The sequence below is a fragment of the Tolumonas osonensis genome (genome assembly GCF_014202415.1).
GTDB lineage: Bacteria > Pseudomonadota > Gammaproteobacteria > Enterobacterales > Aeromonadaceae > Tolumonas > Tolumonas osonensis.
The window spans coordinates 95,868-114,065 of sequence record NZ_JACHGR010000004.1 but is presented as its reverse complement, the minus strand read 5'-3'; the positions used below and the strand labels follow the sequence as shown (position 1 = coordinate 114,065).

15 protein-coding genes are annotated in these 18,198 nt (G+C 49.7%); 12 read left to right on the top strand and 3 right to left on the bottom strand.

The genetic code is table 11. The features are described 5' to 3' along the window. Positions 1-41: 41 nt before the first annotated feature. Positions 42-644, bottom strand: coding sequence for a DedA family protein (locus tag HNR75_RS06710; protein WP_188026238.1), 603 nt, complete (start codon positions 642-644; stop codon positions 42-44). Between the two features lie 297 nt (positions 645-941). Between HNR75_RS06710 and HNR75_RS06705 the strand changes: the two genes are divergently transcribed. From HNR75_RS06705 to fbp, 6 genes are all read left to right on the top strand, one after another. Continuing rightward, on the top strand, positions 942-3,179 hold the full coding sequence (locus HNR75_RS06705; RefSeq protein WP_188026237.1) for a DNA internalization-related competence protein ComEC/Rec2: 2,238 nt from the start codon (positions 942-944) through the stop codon (positions 3,177-3,179). Between the two features lie 32 nt (positions 3,180-3,211). Then, complete coding sequence (gene msbA / locus HNR75_RS06700) at positions 3,212-4,981, top strand: lipid A ABC transporter ATP-binding protein/permease MsbA (protein ID WP_188026236.1); 1,770 nt, start codon at positions 3,212-3,214, stop codon at positions 4,979-4,981. Further along, positions 4,978-5,958, top strand: a complete 981-nt coding sequence (gene lpxK / locus HNR75_RS06695; protein WP_188026235.1) for a tetraacyldisaccharide 4'-kinase — start codon at positions 4,978-4,980, stop codon at positions 5,956-5,958. The genes msbA and lpxK overlap by 4 nt, the downstream gene beginning before the upstream one ends. Next, on the top strand, positions 5,942-6,130 hold the full coding sequence (locus HNR75_RS06690; protein ID WP_188026234.1) for a Trm112 family protein: 189 nt from the start codon (positions 5,942-5,944) through the stop codon (positions 6,128-6,130). Before lpxK ends, HNR75_RS06690 begins: the two co-directional genes overlap by 17 nt. Continuing rightward, the gene (kdsB, locus tag HNR75_RS06685) at positions 6,127-6,885 is read left to right on the top strand and encodes a 3-deoxy-manno-octulosonate cytidylyltransferase (RefSeq protein ID WP_188026233.1); all 759 of its coding nucleotides are present in this window, start codon (positions 6,127-6,129) and stop codon (positions 6,883-6,885) included. The genes HNR75_RS06690 and kdsB overlap by 4 nt, the downstream gene beginning before the upstream one ends. A 167-nt stretch (positions 6,886-7,052) precedes the next feature. Next, positions 7,053-8,072, top strand: coding sequence for a class 1 fructose-bisphosphatase (gene fbp / locus HNR75_RS06680; protein WP_188026232.1), 1,020 nt, complete (start codon positions 7,053-7,055; stop codon positions 8,070-8,072). Positions 8,073-8,148: 76 nt separating this feature from the next. On the opposite strand, the gene gltA is transcribed toward fbp, so the two are convergent. Further along, positions 8,149-9,441, bottom strand: coding sequence for a citrate synthase (gene gltA / locus HNR75_RS06675; RefSeq protein WP_188026231.1), 1,293 nt, complete (start codon positions 9,439-9,441; stop codon positions 8,149-8,151). A 538-nt stretch (positions 9,442-9,979) separates the two neighbouring features. Here gltA and HNR75_RS06670 point away from each other — a divergent pair. Genes HNR75_RS06670 through sucD form a run of 4 tightly spaced genes read left to right on the top strand, consistent with a single transcriptional unit; the run spans position 9,980 to position 16,099 of the window. Next, the gene (locus HNR75_RS06670) at positions 9,980-12,778 is read left to right on the top strand and encodes a 2-oxoglutarate dehydrogenase E1 component (protein ID WP_188026390.1); all 2,799 of its coding nucleotides are present in this window, start codon (positions 9,980-9,982) and stop codon (positions 12,776-12,778) included. Between the two features lie 12 nt (positions 12,779-12,790). After that, complete coding sequence (odhB, locus tag HNR75_RS06665; protein WP_188026230.1) at positions 12,791-14,008, top strand: 2-oxoglutarate dehydrogenase complex dihydrolipoyllysine-residue succinyltransferase; 1,218 nt, start codon at positions 12,791-12,793, stop codon at positions 14,006-14,008. A 49-nt stretch (positions 14,009-14,057) separates the two neighbouring features. Beyond that, entirely contained in the window at positions 14,058-15,227 is a 1,170-nt protein-coding gene (sucC, locus tag HNR75_RS06660) for an ADP-forming succinate--CoA ligase subunit beta (RefSeq protein WP_188026229.1), read from the top strand. Continuing rightward, positions 15,224-16,099, top strand: a complete 876-nt coding sequence (gene sucD / locus HNR75_RS06655; protein WP_188026228.1) for a succinate--CoA ligase subunit alpha — start codon at positions 15,224-15,226, stop codon at positions 16,097-16,099. Before sucC ends, sucD begins: the two co-directional genes overlap by 4 nt. Positions 16,100-16,168: 69 nt before the next feature. Here the strand turns inward: sucD and sodB are convergent, their stop codons facing one another. Beyond that, positions 16,169-16,750: a superoxide dismutase [Fe] gene (gene sodB, locus HNR75_RS06650; RefSeq protein ID WP_188026227.1), complete on the bottom strand. Its 582-nt coding sequence runs from the start codon at positions 16,748-16,750 to the stop codon at positions 16,169-16,171. A 237-nt stretch (positions 16,751-16,987) separates the two neighbouring features. Here sodB and grxD point away from each other — a divergent pair, with 237 nt between their 5' ends. Then, positions 16,988-17,326 carry a Grx4 family monothiol glutaredoxin gene (grxD, locus tag HNR75_RS06645; RefSeq protein WP_188026226.1) on the top strand — a complete coding sequence of 113 codons (339 nt, stop codon included), beginning with the start codon at positions 16,988-16,990 and terminating at the stop codon, positions 17,324-17,326. 126 nt (positions 17,327-17,452) lie between these two features. Then, on the top strand, positions 17,453-18,181 hold the full coding sequence (fadR, locus tag HNR75_RS06640; RefSeq protein WP_425506770.1) for a fatty acid metabolism transcriptional regulator FadR: 729 nt from the start codon (positions 17,453-17,455) through the stop codon (positions 18,179-18,181). Positions 18,182-18,198: the final 17 nt, after the last annotated feature.

Genomic DNA, 18,198 nt, shown 5'->3' with positions numbered 1-18,198 from the left:
AGATATAAAAAACCAGCATCCGGAATGCTGGTTTTTTATATTCACATCTTTTTGCTGCGTTTGTGACGCAAATAAACAATCACGAGTATCAATGCGCCAAGACCCAGCAAGGAATAAATGCCGGTTTGTCCCCGACTGATCATATGCAACAGCCAATCTCTGTTATAGGCGCCATAGTCACCTATGTATACCCAGACAGGAACAGAGATAGAGGCGGCCAGACCATCCATTATCAGGAAGCGCCAAATAGAGATGCGACGACTCATGCCGGCAACGATAAAGATCGGTGAGCGCAACCCCGGCAAGAAACGGGCAACAAATAACACCCAGTTCCCGTATTTAACAAATTTTTCCTGCACCTGAGCAAAACGGTGCGGTGTGACTATGCGACGAATCGGTGCAAAGGCCAGTATTCGCTGACCGAATATCCGTCCCAGCATAAACATGGTTCCGTCACCGATAAGCACACCGGCCATACAGACAACAAACATCGTATGTACATCTGCATACCCTAATCCGGCAATGATACCGCCGGCAACTAAAGTGATGTCTTCCGGGATCGGTAAGCCAAAACCACATAACAACAGCATCGTAAACACGGCCAGATAGCCGTAGTCAGAAAAAATGGAAATCAGAATATCCATCGAATTGTCTTTTTCACCCCATTCCTGCCCGGTAGTTCCATGCTTATGTGATTCGTTGTTCCCATACAACACATAAAACTACAACAACATGATGTTGGCCGATTATGACACTCATTCGGTCATGGGTGTGTAAATCTGCGGTAGTTTTCTCCGGTTTATGTGAATTAGACAGCTTCGGAATATCTGTTTGTCTTTTTTTTATACAAAGAATCCGGGGGAACGTCAGAAACAACAGCTGTTGACTGATAACTATTCACAGGAGAATGGCGCAACAAATCAATATATAAGACATAAATAGTGGAAAAATGGCTGTTCGGAATGGCGCTGGGTATCTCCAGTTCCCTGTTCTGGCCCGATTTACCTGCGAGCCAGTGGGGATGGAGTATTCTGCTGGCCGGTGGGGTCGCCATTGTCCGGTATCGCTTTCCCGGTGCCATATTATTTGGTCTGGGCTGGGCCATTCTCTTTTTTAACCATGAAGTGTTCTGGCTGAAGGAACAGCGGATCCCCTTTCCGGCACAGCATGAACTGAATGTGATGGTTTCGAGTGCGCATCAAAAATCCGATCATCTGCAATTACTTGTTTCGGTACAAAGCATCAATGGCAAATCCTATTGGCCGGAACCGCGGATAAAACTGACGCTTTCCGGTAAAAAAACAGATTTAAACCGGGGTGACCGGTTACGTATCCGGGCTCGACTGAAAATACCTCACGGGCTTGGTAATCCGGTCGGATTTAACGCCGAACGCTGGTTACTGGGACAGGGGATCACCGCAACGGGCAATATCAGCAGTTTTAAACTTGTTTATCAGGCTGAGCATAACTGGCGTGACAGATGGTTGATGCAGTCCGGCCAGTTAATGCAGGGTTTTCGTCAGCCGGAATTGCTGATGGCACTGATTTACGGTGAACAGCAGGATGTAGACAAGGCTGACTGGCAAACATTGCGCGATACCGGACTTATTCATTTGATAGCCATTTCCGGGATGCATATCGGATTAATCGCATGGATTGGTATGGCATTGTCCCGCTTGCTGCTGCAGCGCTGGAGCGACCACTTTCCATATATACATTGGCTTTCCGGAATGGGGTTTGCGCTGCTTTACAGCGCATTGGCTGATTTTTCTGCGCCTACCGTCAGATCATTATGCATGCTGGTTATATGGATTGCTTTGCGCTTTTGGCAACGAGAATGGTCCGGGATCCGTATCTGGTTATCGGCACTGGCTATCATGCTGGTCATTAATCCCTGGGTGGTATTTTCAGCCGGATTCTGGCTATCGTTCATTGCTGTTGGTATTCTGGGTATTGCAGGTTTTTTGTGGCGCAAGCCTTCTTTATGGCAAATCCAGTGGTTAATGACGCTGTTACTGTTGCCTGTTCAGTTACTGCTTTTTGATGGCCTCAGTATCAGCAGTGTTCTAATCAATTTACCAGCCGGACCATGGTTCACCTTTTCTATTGTCCCTGTCGCCCTGGTTTCCGGATTACTGGTGCCAGTTTTCCCGTCACTGGCTCATCTGGGATTCTGGCTTTGTGATATTCAGCTGGATTGGCTGATGCTGGCGCTGGAATGGATCCAGTCGTGGTGTCCCGGCTGGGTGGCAATCTCTCATCATCAGCAGCTATTGGTTCTCTGGGGATTAATTACCGTTCTTATCTGGTGGTGTTCACCGGTAATCATCAAAAAAAAGCCGGGCTTATTATCATTGGCCGGATGCGGATTATTGTTTACCGGTTGTCAGTCTGAACCTGACTGGCAAGTCGATATGCTGGATGTAGGGCAGGGATTATCTGTTCTGATAAGCCGGGATGATCGGGCATTGCTGTTTGATACCGGCGATGCATATCCTGGGGGTTATAACATGGCCGATGCAGTGATTTTTCCGATGCTGGAATATCGGGGGATCCGGTATCTGGATTATCTGGTGGTCAGCCATCGGGATAAGGATCATGCGGCCAACTGGAAGCGGATTTTGGCAAAATACCCGCAAACCCGGATTATTTCATCTTCGGCCCTGACAGCCGATACTCTGATTTGCCAGCGTGGTCAGCAATGGTGGTGGGGCAAATTGCAACTGACAATCCTGTCCCCCCGATCTTCCTCCGGCGGAGATATCAATGAAGATTCCTGCGTGCTGCGTATCAATGATGGGCAGCATAGTGTGCTGTTAACCGGCGATGTGGAGCGCAAGGCGGAGGCAGAACTTGTTCGTTTGCCCAAGAGTGTGCTGCAGAGTCAGATTCTGTCCTCACCACACCATGGCAGTAAATCCTCTTCCACACCGGATTTTATTGCGGCCGCAGCCCCGGAACATGTGGTTCACAGCGCCGGATATCAGAACCGATGGCATCATCCTCATCCGGCGGTGTTATCGCGTTATTCACAATCACAACAATGGATAACAGCCGCTGATGGCATGGTCAGCTTTGAATTTAGTCAAAATAATAGCGTGATCCGACCTTTTCGTCGTTTGCAACCCTGGTATAGGCAGATGGAAGCTTGGTTAGTGGACGATCAACCGCTAAAATGACGGGTCATTTTGCAGCAAGGTTTGAATTATTCATGTCTAACAAAGCACCAGATGCAGCGCATAAAGCCAGCTGGCCGACGCTTAAACGCCTGTTGAGTTACACGATTGGGCGCAGAAAAGGGCTGGCGATAGCCGCTGTCGGGATGGCGGGTTATGCGGCTGTTGATACCTACATGATATCGCTGATCAAACCGCTGTTGGATGATGGCTTAAGCGGTAACGATCCCTCGACCCTGTTGTGGTTGCCTTTTATGATCATGGGATTGGTCGCCCTGCGCGGTGTCTGTAACTTTACCTCAGATTATTTCATGGCATGGGTAGGGAATACCGTTGTTATGCGGTTACAGCGTACGGTTTTTTCTCATTTAATGGGCATGCCGCTGTCGTTTTTTGATAAGCATAACACGGGTACCCTTTTATCCAAGGTGACTTATGATGCATCCCAGGTTTCATCCGCTGCCAGTTCGACACTGATTTCGCTCATCCGTGAGGGATGTACTGTCATTGGTTTACTGGTGCTGATGTTTTATTACTCATGGCAGTTATCGGCTATCTTTTTCGTTATTGGCCCCATTGTCGCGTTTCTGATTTCTGTCATTAGCAAACGGTTCCGGAAGCTGAGTAAGCAACTGCAACACGCGATGGGCAATATCACCACTTCAACGGAACAGATGCTGAGAGGGCATAAAGAAGTGCTGATGTTCGGCGGTCAGGAAATCGAAGCCAGCCGATTTGATAAAGTGAGTAACGCGGTACGTCAGCAGAATATGAAAATGGTTGTTGCTGATGCAGTTGGCTCACCGATAGTTCAGTTTATTGCATCAACCGCGTTAGCGCTGGTGCTGTATCTGGCTACCTATCCTGAAATCAGCCAGCAATTGACCGCCGGTTCTTTTGCTGCGGTTATTTCAGCGCTTTTTGGTTTAATGAAACCGCTGAAAAGCCTGACCCAGGTTAACGTGCAGTTTCAGAAAGGTATTGCGGCTTGCCAGAGTCTGTTCGATGTTATCGATTTGCCGCTGGAAGAAGATAATGGTCAGCGCGAACTGAAACAGGCTGCAGGCAAAATCGAATTCCGTAATGTGACATTTACTTATCCAACCAAAGATGTACCGGCATTACGCGGGGTCAGTTTCAGTATTGAACCCGGCAAGACCGTGGCGTTGGTTGGCCGTTCAGGCTCAGGCAAGAGCACCATAGCGAGTCTGCTAACCCGTTTCTATGATATCCAGGAAGGGCAAATCCTGTTGGATGGGCATGACATCCGTGAATACCGTTTGCGTGATTTGCGTCGTCAGTTTGCGCTGGTTTCACAAAATGTACATTTGTTTAATGACACGGTCGCCAACAACATTGCTTATGCGGCGGAAGAGCAGTTTACGCGCGAACAGATTGTTCAGGCGGCAAAACTGGCGAATGCCGATGAATTTATCATCAAGATGCCGCAGGGCTATGACACAGTGATTGGTGAAAACGGCGCTAACCTGTCCGGCGGTCAACGCCAGCGACTGGCGATCGCCCGTGCATTGTTACGTGATATGCCGGTGTTGTTGCTGGATGAGGCAACATCCGCACTGGATACCGAGTCGGAGCGCCGTATTCAGGCTGCGCTGGAATCACTGACCAGAGATCGTACCACGATTGTGATCGCGCATCGTCTGTCCACTATTGAGCATGCGGATGAGATCCTGGTGGTGGATGACGGGCAGATAATAGAGCGAGGGACACATGCCCGGTTGCTGGAAATGGGCGGTGCTTACGCGTTGCTTCGTCGTACCCAGATGGGTGCGCAGACCGCATGATAGAGAAACTCTGGTATCGGCGTAGCTGGCTCAACTGGCTGTTCGCGCCACTGGCGGCTTTATTTGCCTTACTGACCACCATTCGCCGGCAGGCTTACCGGGCTGGTTTTTTTTCCAGTTATCGGCCCCCGGTGCCTGTCATTGTGGTTGGCAATATTACTGTTGGCGGTAATGGTAAGACGCCAATGGTGTTATGGCTGGTGGATAGGCTGACTAAAGCCGGATATAAACCCGGTGTTGTTAGCCGTGGTTATGGCGGTAAAGCGCCGCATTATCCTTACTTGCTGCATGCTGAAGCGACGACTGCGGAAGCGGGTGATGAACCTGTACTGATTTATCAGCGTTGTGGCTGTCCGGTGGCGGTTGCGCCGAAACGGGTCACGGCTGTGCAATTGCTGGTGGAGCAATGCGGTGTGGACATCATTATCAGCGATGATGGTCTGCAGCATTATGCGTTACAACGTGATATTGAGCTCATTGTCATGGACGGCGAACGCCGACTTGGCAATGGTTGGTTAATGCCAATGGGTCCATTGCGGGAAACGGCATCTCGGATGCGAGAGGCGATGGCGGTCATTTGCAATGGCGGCAAAGCTAGGCCAGATGAGATCCCGATGGTGTTGCAACCGGCGCCATTACACAATGTCCGGACGAATCATACTGCCTTGATATCCGGCGCTGTCGATGCGATGGCCGGTATTGGCTATCCGCCACGTTTTTTTAATAGTTTGCTGCAGCAGGGCTATGCATTGAATCAGCAGGTTGCTTATGCGGACCATCAGGCATTCAGTGCCGACGAACTTCAACAGCGCTTTGCTCAACGTCCACTTATCATGACGGAAAAAGATGCCGTTAAATGCCGGAGCTTTGCTTTGGACAACTGGTGGTATCAGCCAGTGACCGCACAGTTACCGGAATCATTTGCTACCAGATTACTTGCTCAACTCAAGGAGCTTAAACATGGCACTGGATTATAAACTACTGGAAATCATCGCTTGCCCGGTATGCAAAGGTAAGCTGAATTATGACAAAGAACGTTCCGAACTGGTTTGCCGGGCGGATAAACTGGCCTATCCGATCGAGGACGATATTCCGGTTTTATTGGAAAATCGTGCCCGTCCACTGACTGCTGATGAGATCCCGTCATGAGTTTTGTTGTTGTCATTCCGGCCAGATACCAGTCGTCCCGCTTACCAGGTAAACCTCTGGCTGATATCCACGGTAAGCCTATGATTGCCTGGGTGGTCGAACGGGCCAAACAGGCCGGTGCCAGTCAGGTTATTGTTGCGGTCGATGATGAGCGCGTAGCTGCTGCTATTGCCGGGCTGGGGGTGGAAGTCTGTATGACCGGATCGCATCATCAGTCCGGTACTGAACGGCTGGCTGAAGTTTGCGAAAAATATGCTTTTGCGCCGGATACGATTGTGGTCAATGTGCAGGGTGATGAACCGTTGATCCCGCCGGTAATCATTACTCAGGTTGCAGATAATCTGGCGCAAACCAGTGCGCCGATGGCGACGCTGGCTGTTGCCATCGAAGATGAACATGAAGTGTTTAATCCGAATGCGGTGAAAGTCGTTATGGATAAGCAGGGTTATGCGCTTTATTTCAGCCGGGCCACTATTCCCTGGGACCGGGATGGTTTTGCTCAGGAACCCAAACAGTGGCGGCATACATTCCTGCGGCATATCGGTATCTATGCTTATCGTGCCGGCTTTATTCGGCAGTATATTTCCTGGTCGGCCAGCCCACTGGAGCAAATTGAATCTCTGGAGCAGCTTCGGGTACTGTGGCACGGCGAAAAAATCCATGTAGCAGTCGCCGCTGAAATTCCGCCAGCAGGGGTGGATACGGCAGAAGATCTGGAAAAAGTGCGTCGTTTTCTGGATAACATAAAATCCTGAAAGTGATTCTTTATCACGAAATATCACTAGCCAGAGTTATATCTCTGGCTTTTTTGTCTTTAGATTTCTATGCTGAATCGATTCTTCTTGTTTGCTCTTGCGTTTTATGTAACTAAGCGTAACATTGTGCAAACAAACCGTATACATCCCTTCTTAAGGACAGCATCATGACTATAGGGACAACGCTTGGTGAGTTCATTATTAAAAAACAAGCGGATTTTCCACATGCTACCGGTGAACTTACATCTTTATTATCATCGATAAGCCTGGCGGCTAAACTTGTGAATCGGGAAATTAATCAGGCTGGATTAAGCGATATTCTCGGTGCGATGGGGCGGGCGAACGTTCAGGGTGAAGAACAGCAAAAGCTGGACTGGTTTGCCAATGAGAAATTCAAGGATGCGCTGGCTGCCCGGGGAGAAGTTTGTGGTCTGGCTTCGGAAGAGGAAGATAATTTTGTCGCCTTTGATCCGGTAAACGGTCAGAAGTCCAAGTATGTCGTGCTGATTGATCCGCTGGATGGTTCTTCCAATATCGATGTGAACGTGTCTGTCGGTACTATTTTCTCCATCTATCGCCGGGTTACACCAGCAGATAAACCTGTCACGCTGGCGGATTTCTTGCAGCCCGGATATCGTCAGGTAGCAGCAGGTTATGTGATTTATGGTTCATCAACCATGCTGGTTTATACCACCGGACAAGGTGTCAACGGTTTTACGCTGGATCCTTCCATTGGCTATTTCTGTTTATCGCATCCTGATATCCGGATCCCCCAACAGGGATACTGCTATTCAGTGAATGAAGGCCATTACCTGAAATTCCCGCTCGGTGTAAAACAGTACATCAAATACTGTCAGGCGGTTGATGAACAGGATCGTCGTCCTTATACCTCTCGCTATATCGGTTCTCTGGTTGGTGACTTTCACCGCAACTTGCTGAAAGGCGGGATCTATATGTACCCGTCAGGAACCAATGCGCCTAAAGGCAAATTGCGCTTGTTGTACGAATGCAATCCGGTGGCGTTTCTGGTGGAGCAGGCAGGTGGCAAAGCCTCTACCGGTCGGGAGCGGATTATGGATCTGGTGCCTTCAGAATTACATCAGCGTACGCCGTTCTATGCCGGTTCCCTTCGTATGGTGGAAAAACTGGAAGAGTTTGTTGCCCAGTATTCCGAGAGATCAGAATAAGTCGGCAAGACCGAACTGACAGATAAAGAAAAGGGCAGCGTTTTTAGCTGCCCTTCGTATATCTGCGTACCAGTGATTATTTACGCATATTGATTGGTAATACCGTGCGGGTTGGAGCACCGGTATACAACTGTCGCGGACGACCGATTTTGCTTGCCGGATCAGCCTGCATTTCCAGCCAGTGAGAGATCCAGCCGATAGTACGTGACAGTGCGAAGATTACGGTAAACATTGAGGTAGGAATGCCGATAGCATTCAGAATGATGCCTGAATAGAAGTCGACGTTCGGATACAGTTTCTTCTCAATGAAGTACGGATCAGACAATGCAATACGTTCCAGCTCCATCGCCACATCCAGCAATGGATGATCGCTGATATTCAGCTCTTTCAGTACCGCATGGCAGGTGTCTCGCATAACCACAGCGCGTGGGTCATAGTTGCGGTATACGCGGTGACCAAAACCCATCAGACGGAACGGATCGTTCTTGTCTTTGGCGCGGGCAATGAAATGCGGGATACGATCCACCGAACCGATCTCCTGCAACATTTTCAGGCAGGCTTCGTTAGCACCACCATGAGCAGGTCCCCACAGTGACGCGATACCTGCAGCAATACAGGCAAACGGATTGGCACCGGAAGAACCGGCCAGACGGACGCTGGAGGTTGAGGCGTTTTGCTCGTGATCGGCATGCAGAACGAAGATGATATCCATGGCGCGTTCGATCACCGGATTCACCCGGTATTCTTCACATGGCACCGCAAACATCATATGCAGGAAGTTGCCGGCATAACTCAGGTCATTGCGAGGGTAGATGAACGGCTGTCCCATAGAATATTTATAAGACATGGCTGCCAGCGTCGGCATTTTTGAAATCAGACGGTAAGCAGCAACTTCACGGTGCTGTTCATGGCTTATATCCAGTTCATCGTGATAGAACGCAGACAATGCACCGGCAACCCCGCACATAACGGCCATTGGATGGGAGTCACGGCGGAATGCTTTGAACAATGATGTGATCTGTTCGTGCACCATCGTGTGACGAGTCACGGTGTAACGGAACTTGTCATACTGTTCTTTATTCGGTAACTCGCCGTTCAGCAACAGGTAGCAGACTTCCAGGTAGTTGGAGTCTTTTGCCAGTTCGGCAATCGGATAGCCACGATACAGCAAAATACCTGCATCACCGTCGATATAGGTGAGTTTGGAGGTACAGGATGCGGTAGACAGGAAACCTGGATCATACGTGAAATAGCCATGCGCCCCTAATGCGCGGACATCGATTACCTCCGGACCTTCAGTTCCGGACAGAATTGGCAGCTCGATCGGTTCCTGACCGGGGATGTGCAGTGTGGCTACTTTATCAGCCATAGCAAGTCTCCTTTGCAATTAAATGTGAAAGCGGTTTTCGCGAAGTGATCTCACGAAAATTCTTTATTGTTCCTTTATAGTTCGTATAAACGCTAATGCGATTGATAGCAATGAAAAATCGTCATTGCATCACACTAATTTCAACTATCCGGTAGTGCTTTGTCAATTTGCTAACGGTAGCTAAATGTATGAATGGTCACAGATTGAGTGGTTAGTTCATGAATTTGTGTTTATATCTTGTTAATTTTTTGTAATCAATTAAGTTGCCTGAATATACTGAGTGTGCCGTTTTCCCTGTGACGAATCAGGTTGCCAGGCGGTACTGAAGATTGTTGTTTAAATGTTAAATTCTGTGTGTTCGCTCTGTGATTGCCGTAACAGTAACTGGTCATCATAATATGTTGAATATAAAAGAAACCTTTTCATCCGGAAAGCAGAGTTGGCTCTAATCAGCTATGTTATTGGATGATACATCTGGTCATCATTCATGATAGATGTCCGGACAGACAGCGCAGCGGTTGAAGGAAATAAAATGAATATGCATGAAGATGCCGTCACTACCTGGATTCGTTCGTCTTATCTGGCCAACAGCGCATATGTTGAAGATCTTTATGAGTCATATCTGAAAGACCCCGGGTCTGTTCCGCTGGAATGGCAGCGTTGTTTTGCCGGGCTGGGTGAGCGGCAGAGTAATGAGCAACCTCATGCGGTTATTCGCCAGCAGCTACGCCAGCAAGTCATGCAACCCCGGCGTGCATCAGCCGTCGCCAGCGGAAGTGGTCTGGACCAGAAACAATTTCATGTATTGCAGCTTATCAATGCCTACCGGTATGCCGGTCATCAATATGCCAGCCTGGATCCTCTGGGGCTGGCTCCTAATCCGGTTATCCCTGAACTTGAGCTCTCTTATTATCAGCTGGACGCAGCTGATCTGGATCGGGAATTCCATGCTGGCAGTTATCTGGGCGGGCAGGAGCGCATGACGCTCCGCAATCTGCTGGATTCTTTGCGCAAGACGTATTGTGGTGTCATCGGCATTGAGTTCATGCATATGACCTCGCAGTCCGAAAAACGCTGGATACAGGAGAGAATGGAGCAGGTTGAGGGACAGCCACAATGGTCTGACGCCATTAAAAAACTGGCTCTGGAAGAATTAACTGCTGCGGAAGGGCTGGAGCGTTATCTCGGTTCCAAATTTCCCGGCGCAAAACGCTTCTCGCTGGAAGGCGGGGATATGCTGATCCCGATGGTGAAATCCATGATCCGTCAGGCTGGTGAATATGGTTACAAAGAGATTGTGATCGGCATGGCACACCGGGGTCGCTTAACCATGCTGGTTAATGTGCTGGGTAAACGGCCGAAAGAGTTGTTTGATCAGTTTGCCGGTCATCATGGCGATGCCTGGGGGACCGGTGATGTGAAATATCACATGGGATTTTCATCCGACTTTGCAACGGAAGGCGGTAATGTGCATCTGGCGCTGGCATTCAATCCGTCTCACCTGGAAATCGTCAATCCGGTGGTCATTGGTTCGGTCCGGGCCAGAATGGAACGTCTGCATGACAACGAATTCAGCAAGGTCTTGCCGATAACCATTCATGGTGACTCCGCGATTGCCGGTCAGGGTGTGGTTGCAGAAACATTCAATATGTCCCAGACCCGGGGATTTGGTGTCGGTGGCACGGTACGGATTGTGATCAATAATCAGATTGGTTTTACCACCGCCAATACCAAGGACACCCGTTCCAGCCGTTACTGTACCGATGTGGCGAAAATGGTGCAGTCTCCGATTTTCCACGTTAATGCCGATCATCCGGAAGCTGTTTTATGGGTAACGAAACTGGCACTGGATTTCCGAAATACGTTCCACCGTGATGTGGTGATTGATCTGGTCTGTTATCGCCGTAACGGTCATAACGAGGCGGATGAGCCTACTGCGACCCAACCGCTGATGTATCAGAAGATTCGTCAGCATCCAACCGCCCGGCAGATTTATGCCGAACAGCTGGTGAAAGAGGGCATTCTGGAAGAGCACGTGGCCGAACAGATGGTGACGGATTATCGTCAGGCGCTGGACAGAGGCGAGTGTGTGCTCAAAGAATGGCGTCCGATGTCGGAACAGCATCAGAACTGGACCCGTTTCCTGGGGCATGACTGGCAGGAAGAATACGATACCGCTTATCCGCTGGATAAATTAGTCATTCTGGCGGAAAAAATGTGCCGTTATCCGGAGGCGCATGTGCTGCAGTCCCGGGTACAGAAGATCTATGAAGATCGCCAGCTGATGTGCCGGGGTGAAAAACTGGCTGACTGGGGTTTTGCTGAAAACTTGGCTTATGCTTCATTACTGGTCGGCGGATATCCGATCCGGTTGACGGGGCAGGATTCCGGTCGCGGAACCTTTTTCCACCGTCATGCGGTATTACATAACCAGAACGATGCGTCCACTTATACCCCTCTGATGCATCTAGCGCCGGATCAGGCCTCTTTCCGGGTCTACGACTCTGTTCTCTCGGAAGAAGCTGTCCTGGCATTTGAATACGGTTATGCCACGGCAACGCCTGATGGTCTGACGATCTGGGAAGCGCAGTTTGGTGACTTTGCGAATGGGGCCCAGGTGGTTATCGACCAGTTCCTTTCTTCCGGCGAGCAGAAGTGGGGGCGTTTATGTGGTCTGGTTCTGTTCCTGCCTCACGGTTATGAAGGGCAGGGGGCGGAGCATTCATCCGGACGGCCGGAGCGGTATCTGCAGCTATGTGCTCAGCACAATATGCAGGTCTGTATGCCGACGACTCCGGCCCAGATTTATCATTTGCTGCGCCGGCAGATGCTGCGTCCGATGCGTCGTCCACTGGTGGTGTTTACGCCTAAATCACTTTTGCGCCACCCGCTGGCGGTATCGTCCTTACAGGAGCTGTCGGAAGGCCGGTTCCAGAATGCTATCCCGGAAATTGATGTGATTCCTGCCGAGGGGGTGCAACGCGTCGTACTCTGCTCCGGCAAAGTCTATTACGATTTACTGGAGGCCCGTCGGAAGGCGGACAATAAAGCGGTTGCCATCATTCGTATCGAACAGCTTTATCCTTTCCCTGAAGAAGAGCTGAAAGAAATCATGCAACCCTATCAGCATGTACAGGATTTTGTCTGGTGCCAGGAAGAACCTAAAAACCAGGGAGCCTGGTATAACTGCCAGCACAGAATGAAACGTGTTATCCCTGCGGGAACTTATCTGAATTATGTCGGTCGTCCCGCCTCTGCGGCACCGGCAGTAGGCTATATGTCGTTGCACTTGCAGCAGCAAAAAACATTGGTTGAAGAAGCTCTGACTATAAAATAAAAGGATACATCCATGACTCTGCAAATAATGGTGCCTGATCTTCCTGAATCTGTATCGGATGCGACCATTGGCACCTGGCATAAAAAAGTTGGTGAGCGCATCAAGGCCGGCGAGTTGCTGGTGGATCTGGAAACGGACAAGGTGGTATTGGAGGTTCCGGCTCCGCAGGATGGCGTGATCAGCAATATTCTTTTTGACTCCGGTAGTACCGTCCAGGCCAAGCAATTGCTGGCTGAATTGCAGGAAGTGCCGGCAGGTGGTGAAGAAACAACGGAAAAGCTGGCTCCGACTCCCGAGACTGCCAGTGCCAGCGATATCCTGACCCCCTCTGTGCGCCGTATTCTGGCCGAGGAAGAGGTGGATCCGTCCGTGTTGCAGGGCGCGGGTTCCGGACGTGACGGGCGTATTACCCGGATGGATGTGTTAGCGCATTTAGAACGCCGGAGCAATGAACCTGTTACCGCCGAAATCATTGCGGGTTCGACATCTGATGCGGTTCCGGATTCTGTGCTTGATACAGCGGTCAGTGGCAGAGAGGAAAAACGGGTGCCGATGACCCGCCTGAGAAAGCGTATTGCGGAACGTTTACTGGAGGCCAAAAATACCACGGCAATGCTGACCACGTTTAATGAGGTCAACATGCAGCCGATCATGCAGATCCGCAGTAAATATCAGGAACAGTTCGAAAAACGGCATGGTATCAAGCTCGGCTTTATGTCGTTTTACGTCAAGGCGGTTTGTGAAGCGCTGAAACGGTATCCGGAAGTTAATGCATCTATTGATGAAAATGATATTCTTTATCATAATTACTTCGACATCAGCATTGCCGTCTCTACCGAACGGGGACTGGTAACCCCGGTTTTACGGAATTGCGATGAGCTGTCACTGGCTGAAATTGAAAAAGGGATCAAATCGCTGGCCGACAAAGCCCGCGATGGCAAACTTTCGGTAGAAGATTTAACCGGTGGCACCTTTACCATCACGAATGGTGGTGTATTCGGTTCTCTGATGTCGACCCCTATCATTAATCCACCGCAAAGCGCGATTCTGGGTATGCATAAAATCCAGGATCGTCCGATGGCTGTGGATGGTCAGGTGGTAATTCTTCCAATGATGTACTTGGCTCTGTCGTATGATCACCGTATCATCGACGGCCGAGAATCTGTCGGGTTCCTGGTCCATGTAAAATCTTTACTGGAAGACCCGACCCGATTGCTGTTGGATATCTAATTATAATGAGAGCGACACGGTGCCGCTCCCTGAATAACGGACTATTATCATGAATTTGCATGAATATCAGGCCAAGCAATTGTTTGCTGACTACGGCCTGCCTGTGCCTTCAGGCATTCCCTGTTCTTCTGCCGATGAAGCTGTCGAAGCTACCAAAAAACTGGGTGGCGATAAATGGGTCGTGAAGTGCCAGGTTCATGCCGGTGGCCGTGGTAAAGCCGGTGGCGTTAAGGTTGCAGGCAGTGAGCAGGAAGTGCGTGCGTTTGCTGAACAGTGGTTAGGCAAACGTCTGGTAACGTATCAAACTGATGCCAGTGGCCAGCCGGTTAATACCATTTTGGTGGAAACTTGCGGCAATATTGCCAAAGAACTTTATCTGGGCGCAGTGGTCGATCGCAGTACTCGTCGTGTCGTGTTCATGGCCTCGACTGAAGGTGGTATGGACATCGAAACGGTGGCCCACAACACCCCCGAGCTGATTCATAAAGCGACGCTGGATCCGCTGACCGGTCCGCAGCCTTATCAGGCGCGTGAGCTGGGCTTCAAACTGGGTCTGAATGCGGAACAGCTGAAGCAGTTCACCAAGATTTTCCTGGGTCTGGGCAAGATGTTTGTTGCCTGTGACTTGTCACTGCTGGAGATCAACCCGCTGGTGATCACCGGCGAAGGTAACCTGCTGTGTCTGGACGGCAAAATCAATATCGACAGCAATGCCCTGTATCGCCAACCAAAACTGAAAGCCTGGAATGATGAAACCCAGGAAGATCCACGCGAAGTGGAAGCGGCCCGCTGGGATCTGAACTATGTGGCACTGGACGGTAATATCGGCTGTATGGTGAATGGTGCCGGCCTGGCGATGGGCACTATGGACATCATCAAACACCATGGTGGTCTGCCGGCCAACTTCCTTGATGTCGGTGGCGGCGCAACCAAAGAACGTGTGACCGAAGCTTTTAAAATCATTTTGTCTGATAGCAAAGTGAAGGCGGTGCTGGTCAATATTTTTGGCGGGATTGTTCGTTGTGATCTGATTGCAGACGGCGTGATTGGCGCGGTTGCGGAAGTCGGCGTGAAAGTCCCGGTGGTCGTTCGTCTGGAAGGCAATAACGCTGATTTGGGTTCGAAAAAACTGGCAGAAAGTGGATTAAACATTATTGCGGCAACCAGCCTGACGGACGCTGCGGTACAGGTAGTAAAAGCAGCGGAGGCGGCGGCATGAGCATTCTGATCAACAAAGATACTAAAGTTATCTGTCAGGGCTTTACCGGTTCACAGGGTACTTTCCATTCAGAACAGGCCATCGCTTATGGCACGCAGATGGTGGGTGGTGTTTCTCCGGGTAAAGGCGGAAGCACGCATCTCGGCCTGCCGGTCTTTAATACCGTGCGTGATGCGGTTGTTGCAACAGGGGCTACCGCCTCTGTTATCTATGTTCCGGCGCCATTCTGTAAAGATGCGATTCTGGAAGCCGTTGATGCGGGCATTCAGCTGATTGTTTGTATCACCGAAGGCATTCCGACACTGGATATGCTGCAGGTCAAATGTCGCCTGGAAGAGACGGGTGTGCGTATGATTGGCCCGAACTGTCCGGGCGTGATCACTCCGGGTGAATGCAAGATTGGCATCATGCCGGCGCATATTCATCTGCCGGGTAAAGTGGGGATTGTTTCCCGCTCTGGTACGCTGACGTATGAAGCTGTAAAACAGACCACCGATGCCGGTTTTGGTCAGTCCACTTGTGTCGGTATCGGCGGTGATCCAATTCCGGGTTCTAACTTTATCGATATTCTGACACTGTTCCAGGAAGATCCACAGACTGAAGCGATCGTGATGATCGGCGAAATCGGTGGTACCGCGGAAGAAGAAGCGGCTGCTTTTATCAAGGCAAATGTGACCAAACCGGTGGTTTCCTACATTGCCGGTGTGACTGCACCGGCTGGTAAACGTATGGGCCATGCCGGCGCCATCATTGCTGGTGGTAAAGGTACTGCGGCTGAGAAATTCGCAGCGCTGGAAGAGGCGGGCGTGAAAACCGTGCGTTCTCTGGCAGACATTGCGACTGGTCTGCGCGAAGTGACTGGCTGGAAATAATTCGTTATTTGCCGATAACAAGAAAGGCGCCAAAATTGGCGCCTTTCTTATTGGTATAACCTTTCGCGATTAAGCAGCAAAGTTTTTCGCAGCAAAATCCCAGTTAACCAGAGCCCAGAAGGCTTCCATATATTTAGGACGCAGATTGCGGAAGTCGATGTAATAAGCGTGTTCCCAGACGTCAACAGTCAGAACAGGGGTCACACCGTCAGTCAGAGGACAACCGGCGTTGGAGGTATTCTGCAGAGCCAGAGAACCGTCTGCTTTTTTCACCAGCCAGGTCCAGCCAGAACCAAAGTTGGTCACAGCTGATTTGGTGAACTCTTCTTTGAACTTCTCGAATGAACCGAAGGTCGCAACAATTGCGTCAGCCAGTGCACCGGTAGGCTCACCACCACCGTTTGGCGTCAGACAATGCCAGTAGAAGGTGTGGTTCCATACTTGCGCCGCGTTGTTGAAAATACCACCGGTAGAGCTTTTAACGATCTCTTCCAGAGTCTTGTTTTCAAATTCGGTACCTGGGATCAGGTTGTTCAGGTTAACCACATAAGTGTTGTGATGTTTGCCGTAGTGATATTCCAGCGTTTCCTGAGAAATGTGGGGTTCCAGTGCATTTTTTTCGTAAGGCAGGGCCGGTAATTCAAAAGCCATTGCAAACTCTCCTCGTTGATTAAGGGTCTATTGGTCAGACCTTATGTATAAATTGATTTATAGCAAATATATCTCTTGTGCACTACATTTTATAGCGAAAAATTTAACATTTTATACACATCCATTTTGTGACAAAAAACGTATATAGTTCATTGCAGCTATAACCACATAAAAAGTGACGTTGTTAAGCTGGGCAGATAGCGTAAAATTACAACCGTTTCAGTCAGAGAGGTCGCCATGGAAACCATTGAGAAGATCAAGCAACAAATCGCAGAAAACACGATCCTGCTGTATATGAAGGGCTCACCGAAGTTGCCTAGCTGTGGCTTCTCATCCCAGGCATCCCAGGCCGTGATGGCGTGTGGCGTACCTTTTGCCTATGTGGATATCCTGCAGAATCCCGATATCCGAGCGGAGCTGCCTAAGTATGCTAACTGGCCAACCTTCCCGCAATTGTGGGTTGAAGGTGAGCTGATTGGTGGTTGCGATATCATGCTGGAAATGTTCCAGCAGGGTGAACTCCAGCCATTGCTGAAAGAAGCGCATGCCAGACAACAAGCTGCCGCAGCTGAATAAGAGATACATAAAATATAGCGGGAGTGAAGTCATAACTCCCGTAGTTCCTTTAAACAAATAATGTTTTTACCGGCGTTAGCTGTTCACTACCTTCTGGCTTTGTTATGATTTTACGGTATCAATAATATAAGGCCATTCACTGTGTTTAAGGCTCAAAGCCCTGCCGGGCTAGCTGAAGAGTACATAATCCGATCCATCTGGAATAATCGTTATGCGCCGGGCTCTATTTTGCCGGCAGAACGGGAATTGTCAGAGGTTATCGGTGTGACTCGGACTACATTACGTGAAGTGCTGCAACGGTTGGCCCGGGACGGCTGGCTGACGATACAGCATGGAAAACCTACCCGGGTGAATAATTTCTGGGAAACATCCAGTCTGAATATTCTGGACACGCTGGCCAAGCTGGAGCAGGAAAAACTGCCGCAACTGGTTGAGCAGTTATTCTCAGCCCGAACCAATATCAGTGTTATTTTTATCCATTCCGCATTGAAACGTGATGCGCAGTCAGTGCTTGCCATTCTGGCTGAACGTTCTCGTCTGGATGACTCCGCAGAAGCTTATATCGATTTTGATTATCAGTTATATCATGTATTGGCATTGGCTTCCGGCAATCCTATTTACGCCTTGATTTTCAACGGGTTCAAGAGCCTCTATCGCCGCGTCGGTCGTTATTACTTTACTGATTTCGAAGCGCGTATGCTGGCGATGAAATTTTATGATGAGCTGGCAGCTATCGCAGAAAGCGGCAATATCTATTCGGCAAAAAATATTGTGCGGCAATACGGCATTGCTTCAACGAAAATCTGGCAGGAATTAAGAAAAAATTTGAACGAGTCTGCGGTGTTTGAAGGTTGAACCGCTGATTATTCGCC

Coding starts and splice junctions, on each gene's coding strand:
- HNR75_RS06710 (WP_188026238.1), bottom strand. CDS start 644: ATGGATATTCTGATTTCCATTTTTTCTGACTACGGCTATCTGGCCGTG.
- msbA (WP_188026236.1), top strand. CDS start 3,212: ATGTCTAACAAAGCACCAGATGCAGCGCATAAAGCCAGCTGGCCGACG.
- lpxK (WP_188026235.1), top strand. CDS start 4,978: ATGATAGAGAAACTCTGGTATCGGCGTAGCTGGCTCAACTGGCTGTTC.
- HNR75_RS06690 (WP_188026234.1), top strand. CDS start 5,942: ATGGCACTGGATTATAAACTACTGGAAATCATCGCTTGCCCGGTATGC.
- kdsB (WP_188026233.1), top strand. CDS start 6,127: ATGAGTTTTGTTGTTGTCATTCCGGCCAGATACCAGTCGTCCCGCTTA.
- fbp (WP_188026232.1), top strand. CDS start 7,053: ATGACTATAGGGACAACGCTTGGTGAGTTCATTATTAAAAAACAAGCG.
- gltA (WP_188026231.1), bottom strand. CDS start 9,441: ATGGCTGATAAAGTAGCCACACTGCACATCCCCGGTCAGGAACCGATC.
- HNR75_RS06670 (WP_188026390.1), top strand. CDS start 9,980: ATGCATGAAGATGCCGTCACTACCTGGATTCGTTCGTCTTATCTGGCC.
- odhB (WP_188026230.1), top strand. CDS start 12,791: ATGACTCTGCAAATAATGGTGCCTGATCTTCCTGAATCTGTATCGGAT.
- sucC (WP_188026229.1), top strand. CDS start 14,058: ATGAATTTGCATGAATATCAGGCCAAGCAATTGTTTGCTGACTACGGC.
- sucD (WP_188026228.1), top strand. CDS start 15,224: ATGAGCATTCTGATCAACAAAGATACTAAAGTTATCTGTCAGGGCTTT.
- sodB (WP_188026227.1), bottom strand. CDS start 16,750: ATGGCTTTTGAATTACCGGCCCTGCCTTACGAAAAAAATGCACTGGAA.
- grxD (WP_188026226.1), top strand. CDS start 16,988: ATGGAAACCATTGAGAAGATCAAGCAACAAATCGCAGAAAACACGATC.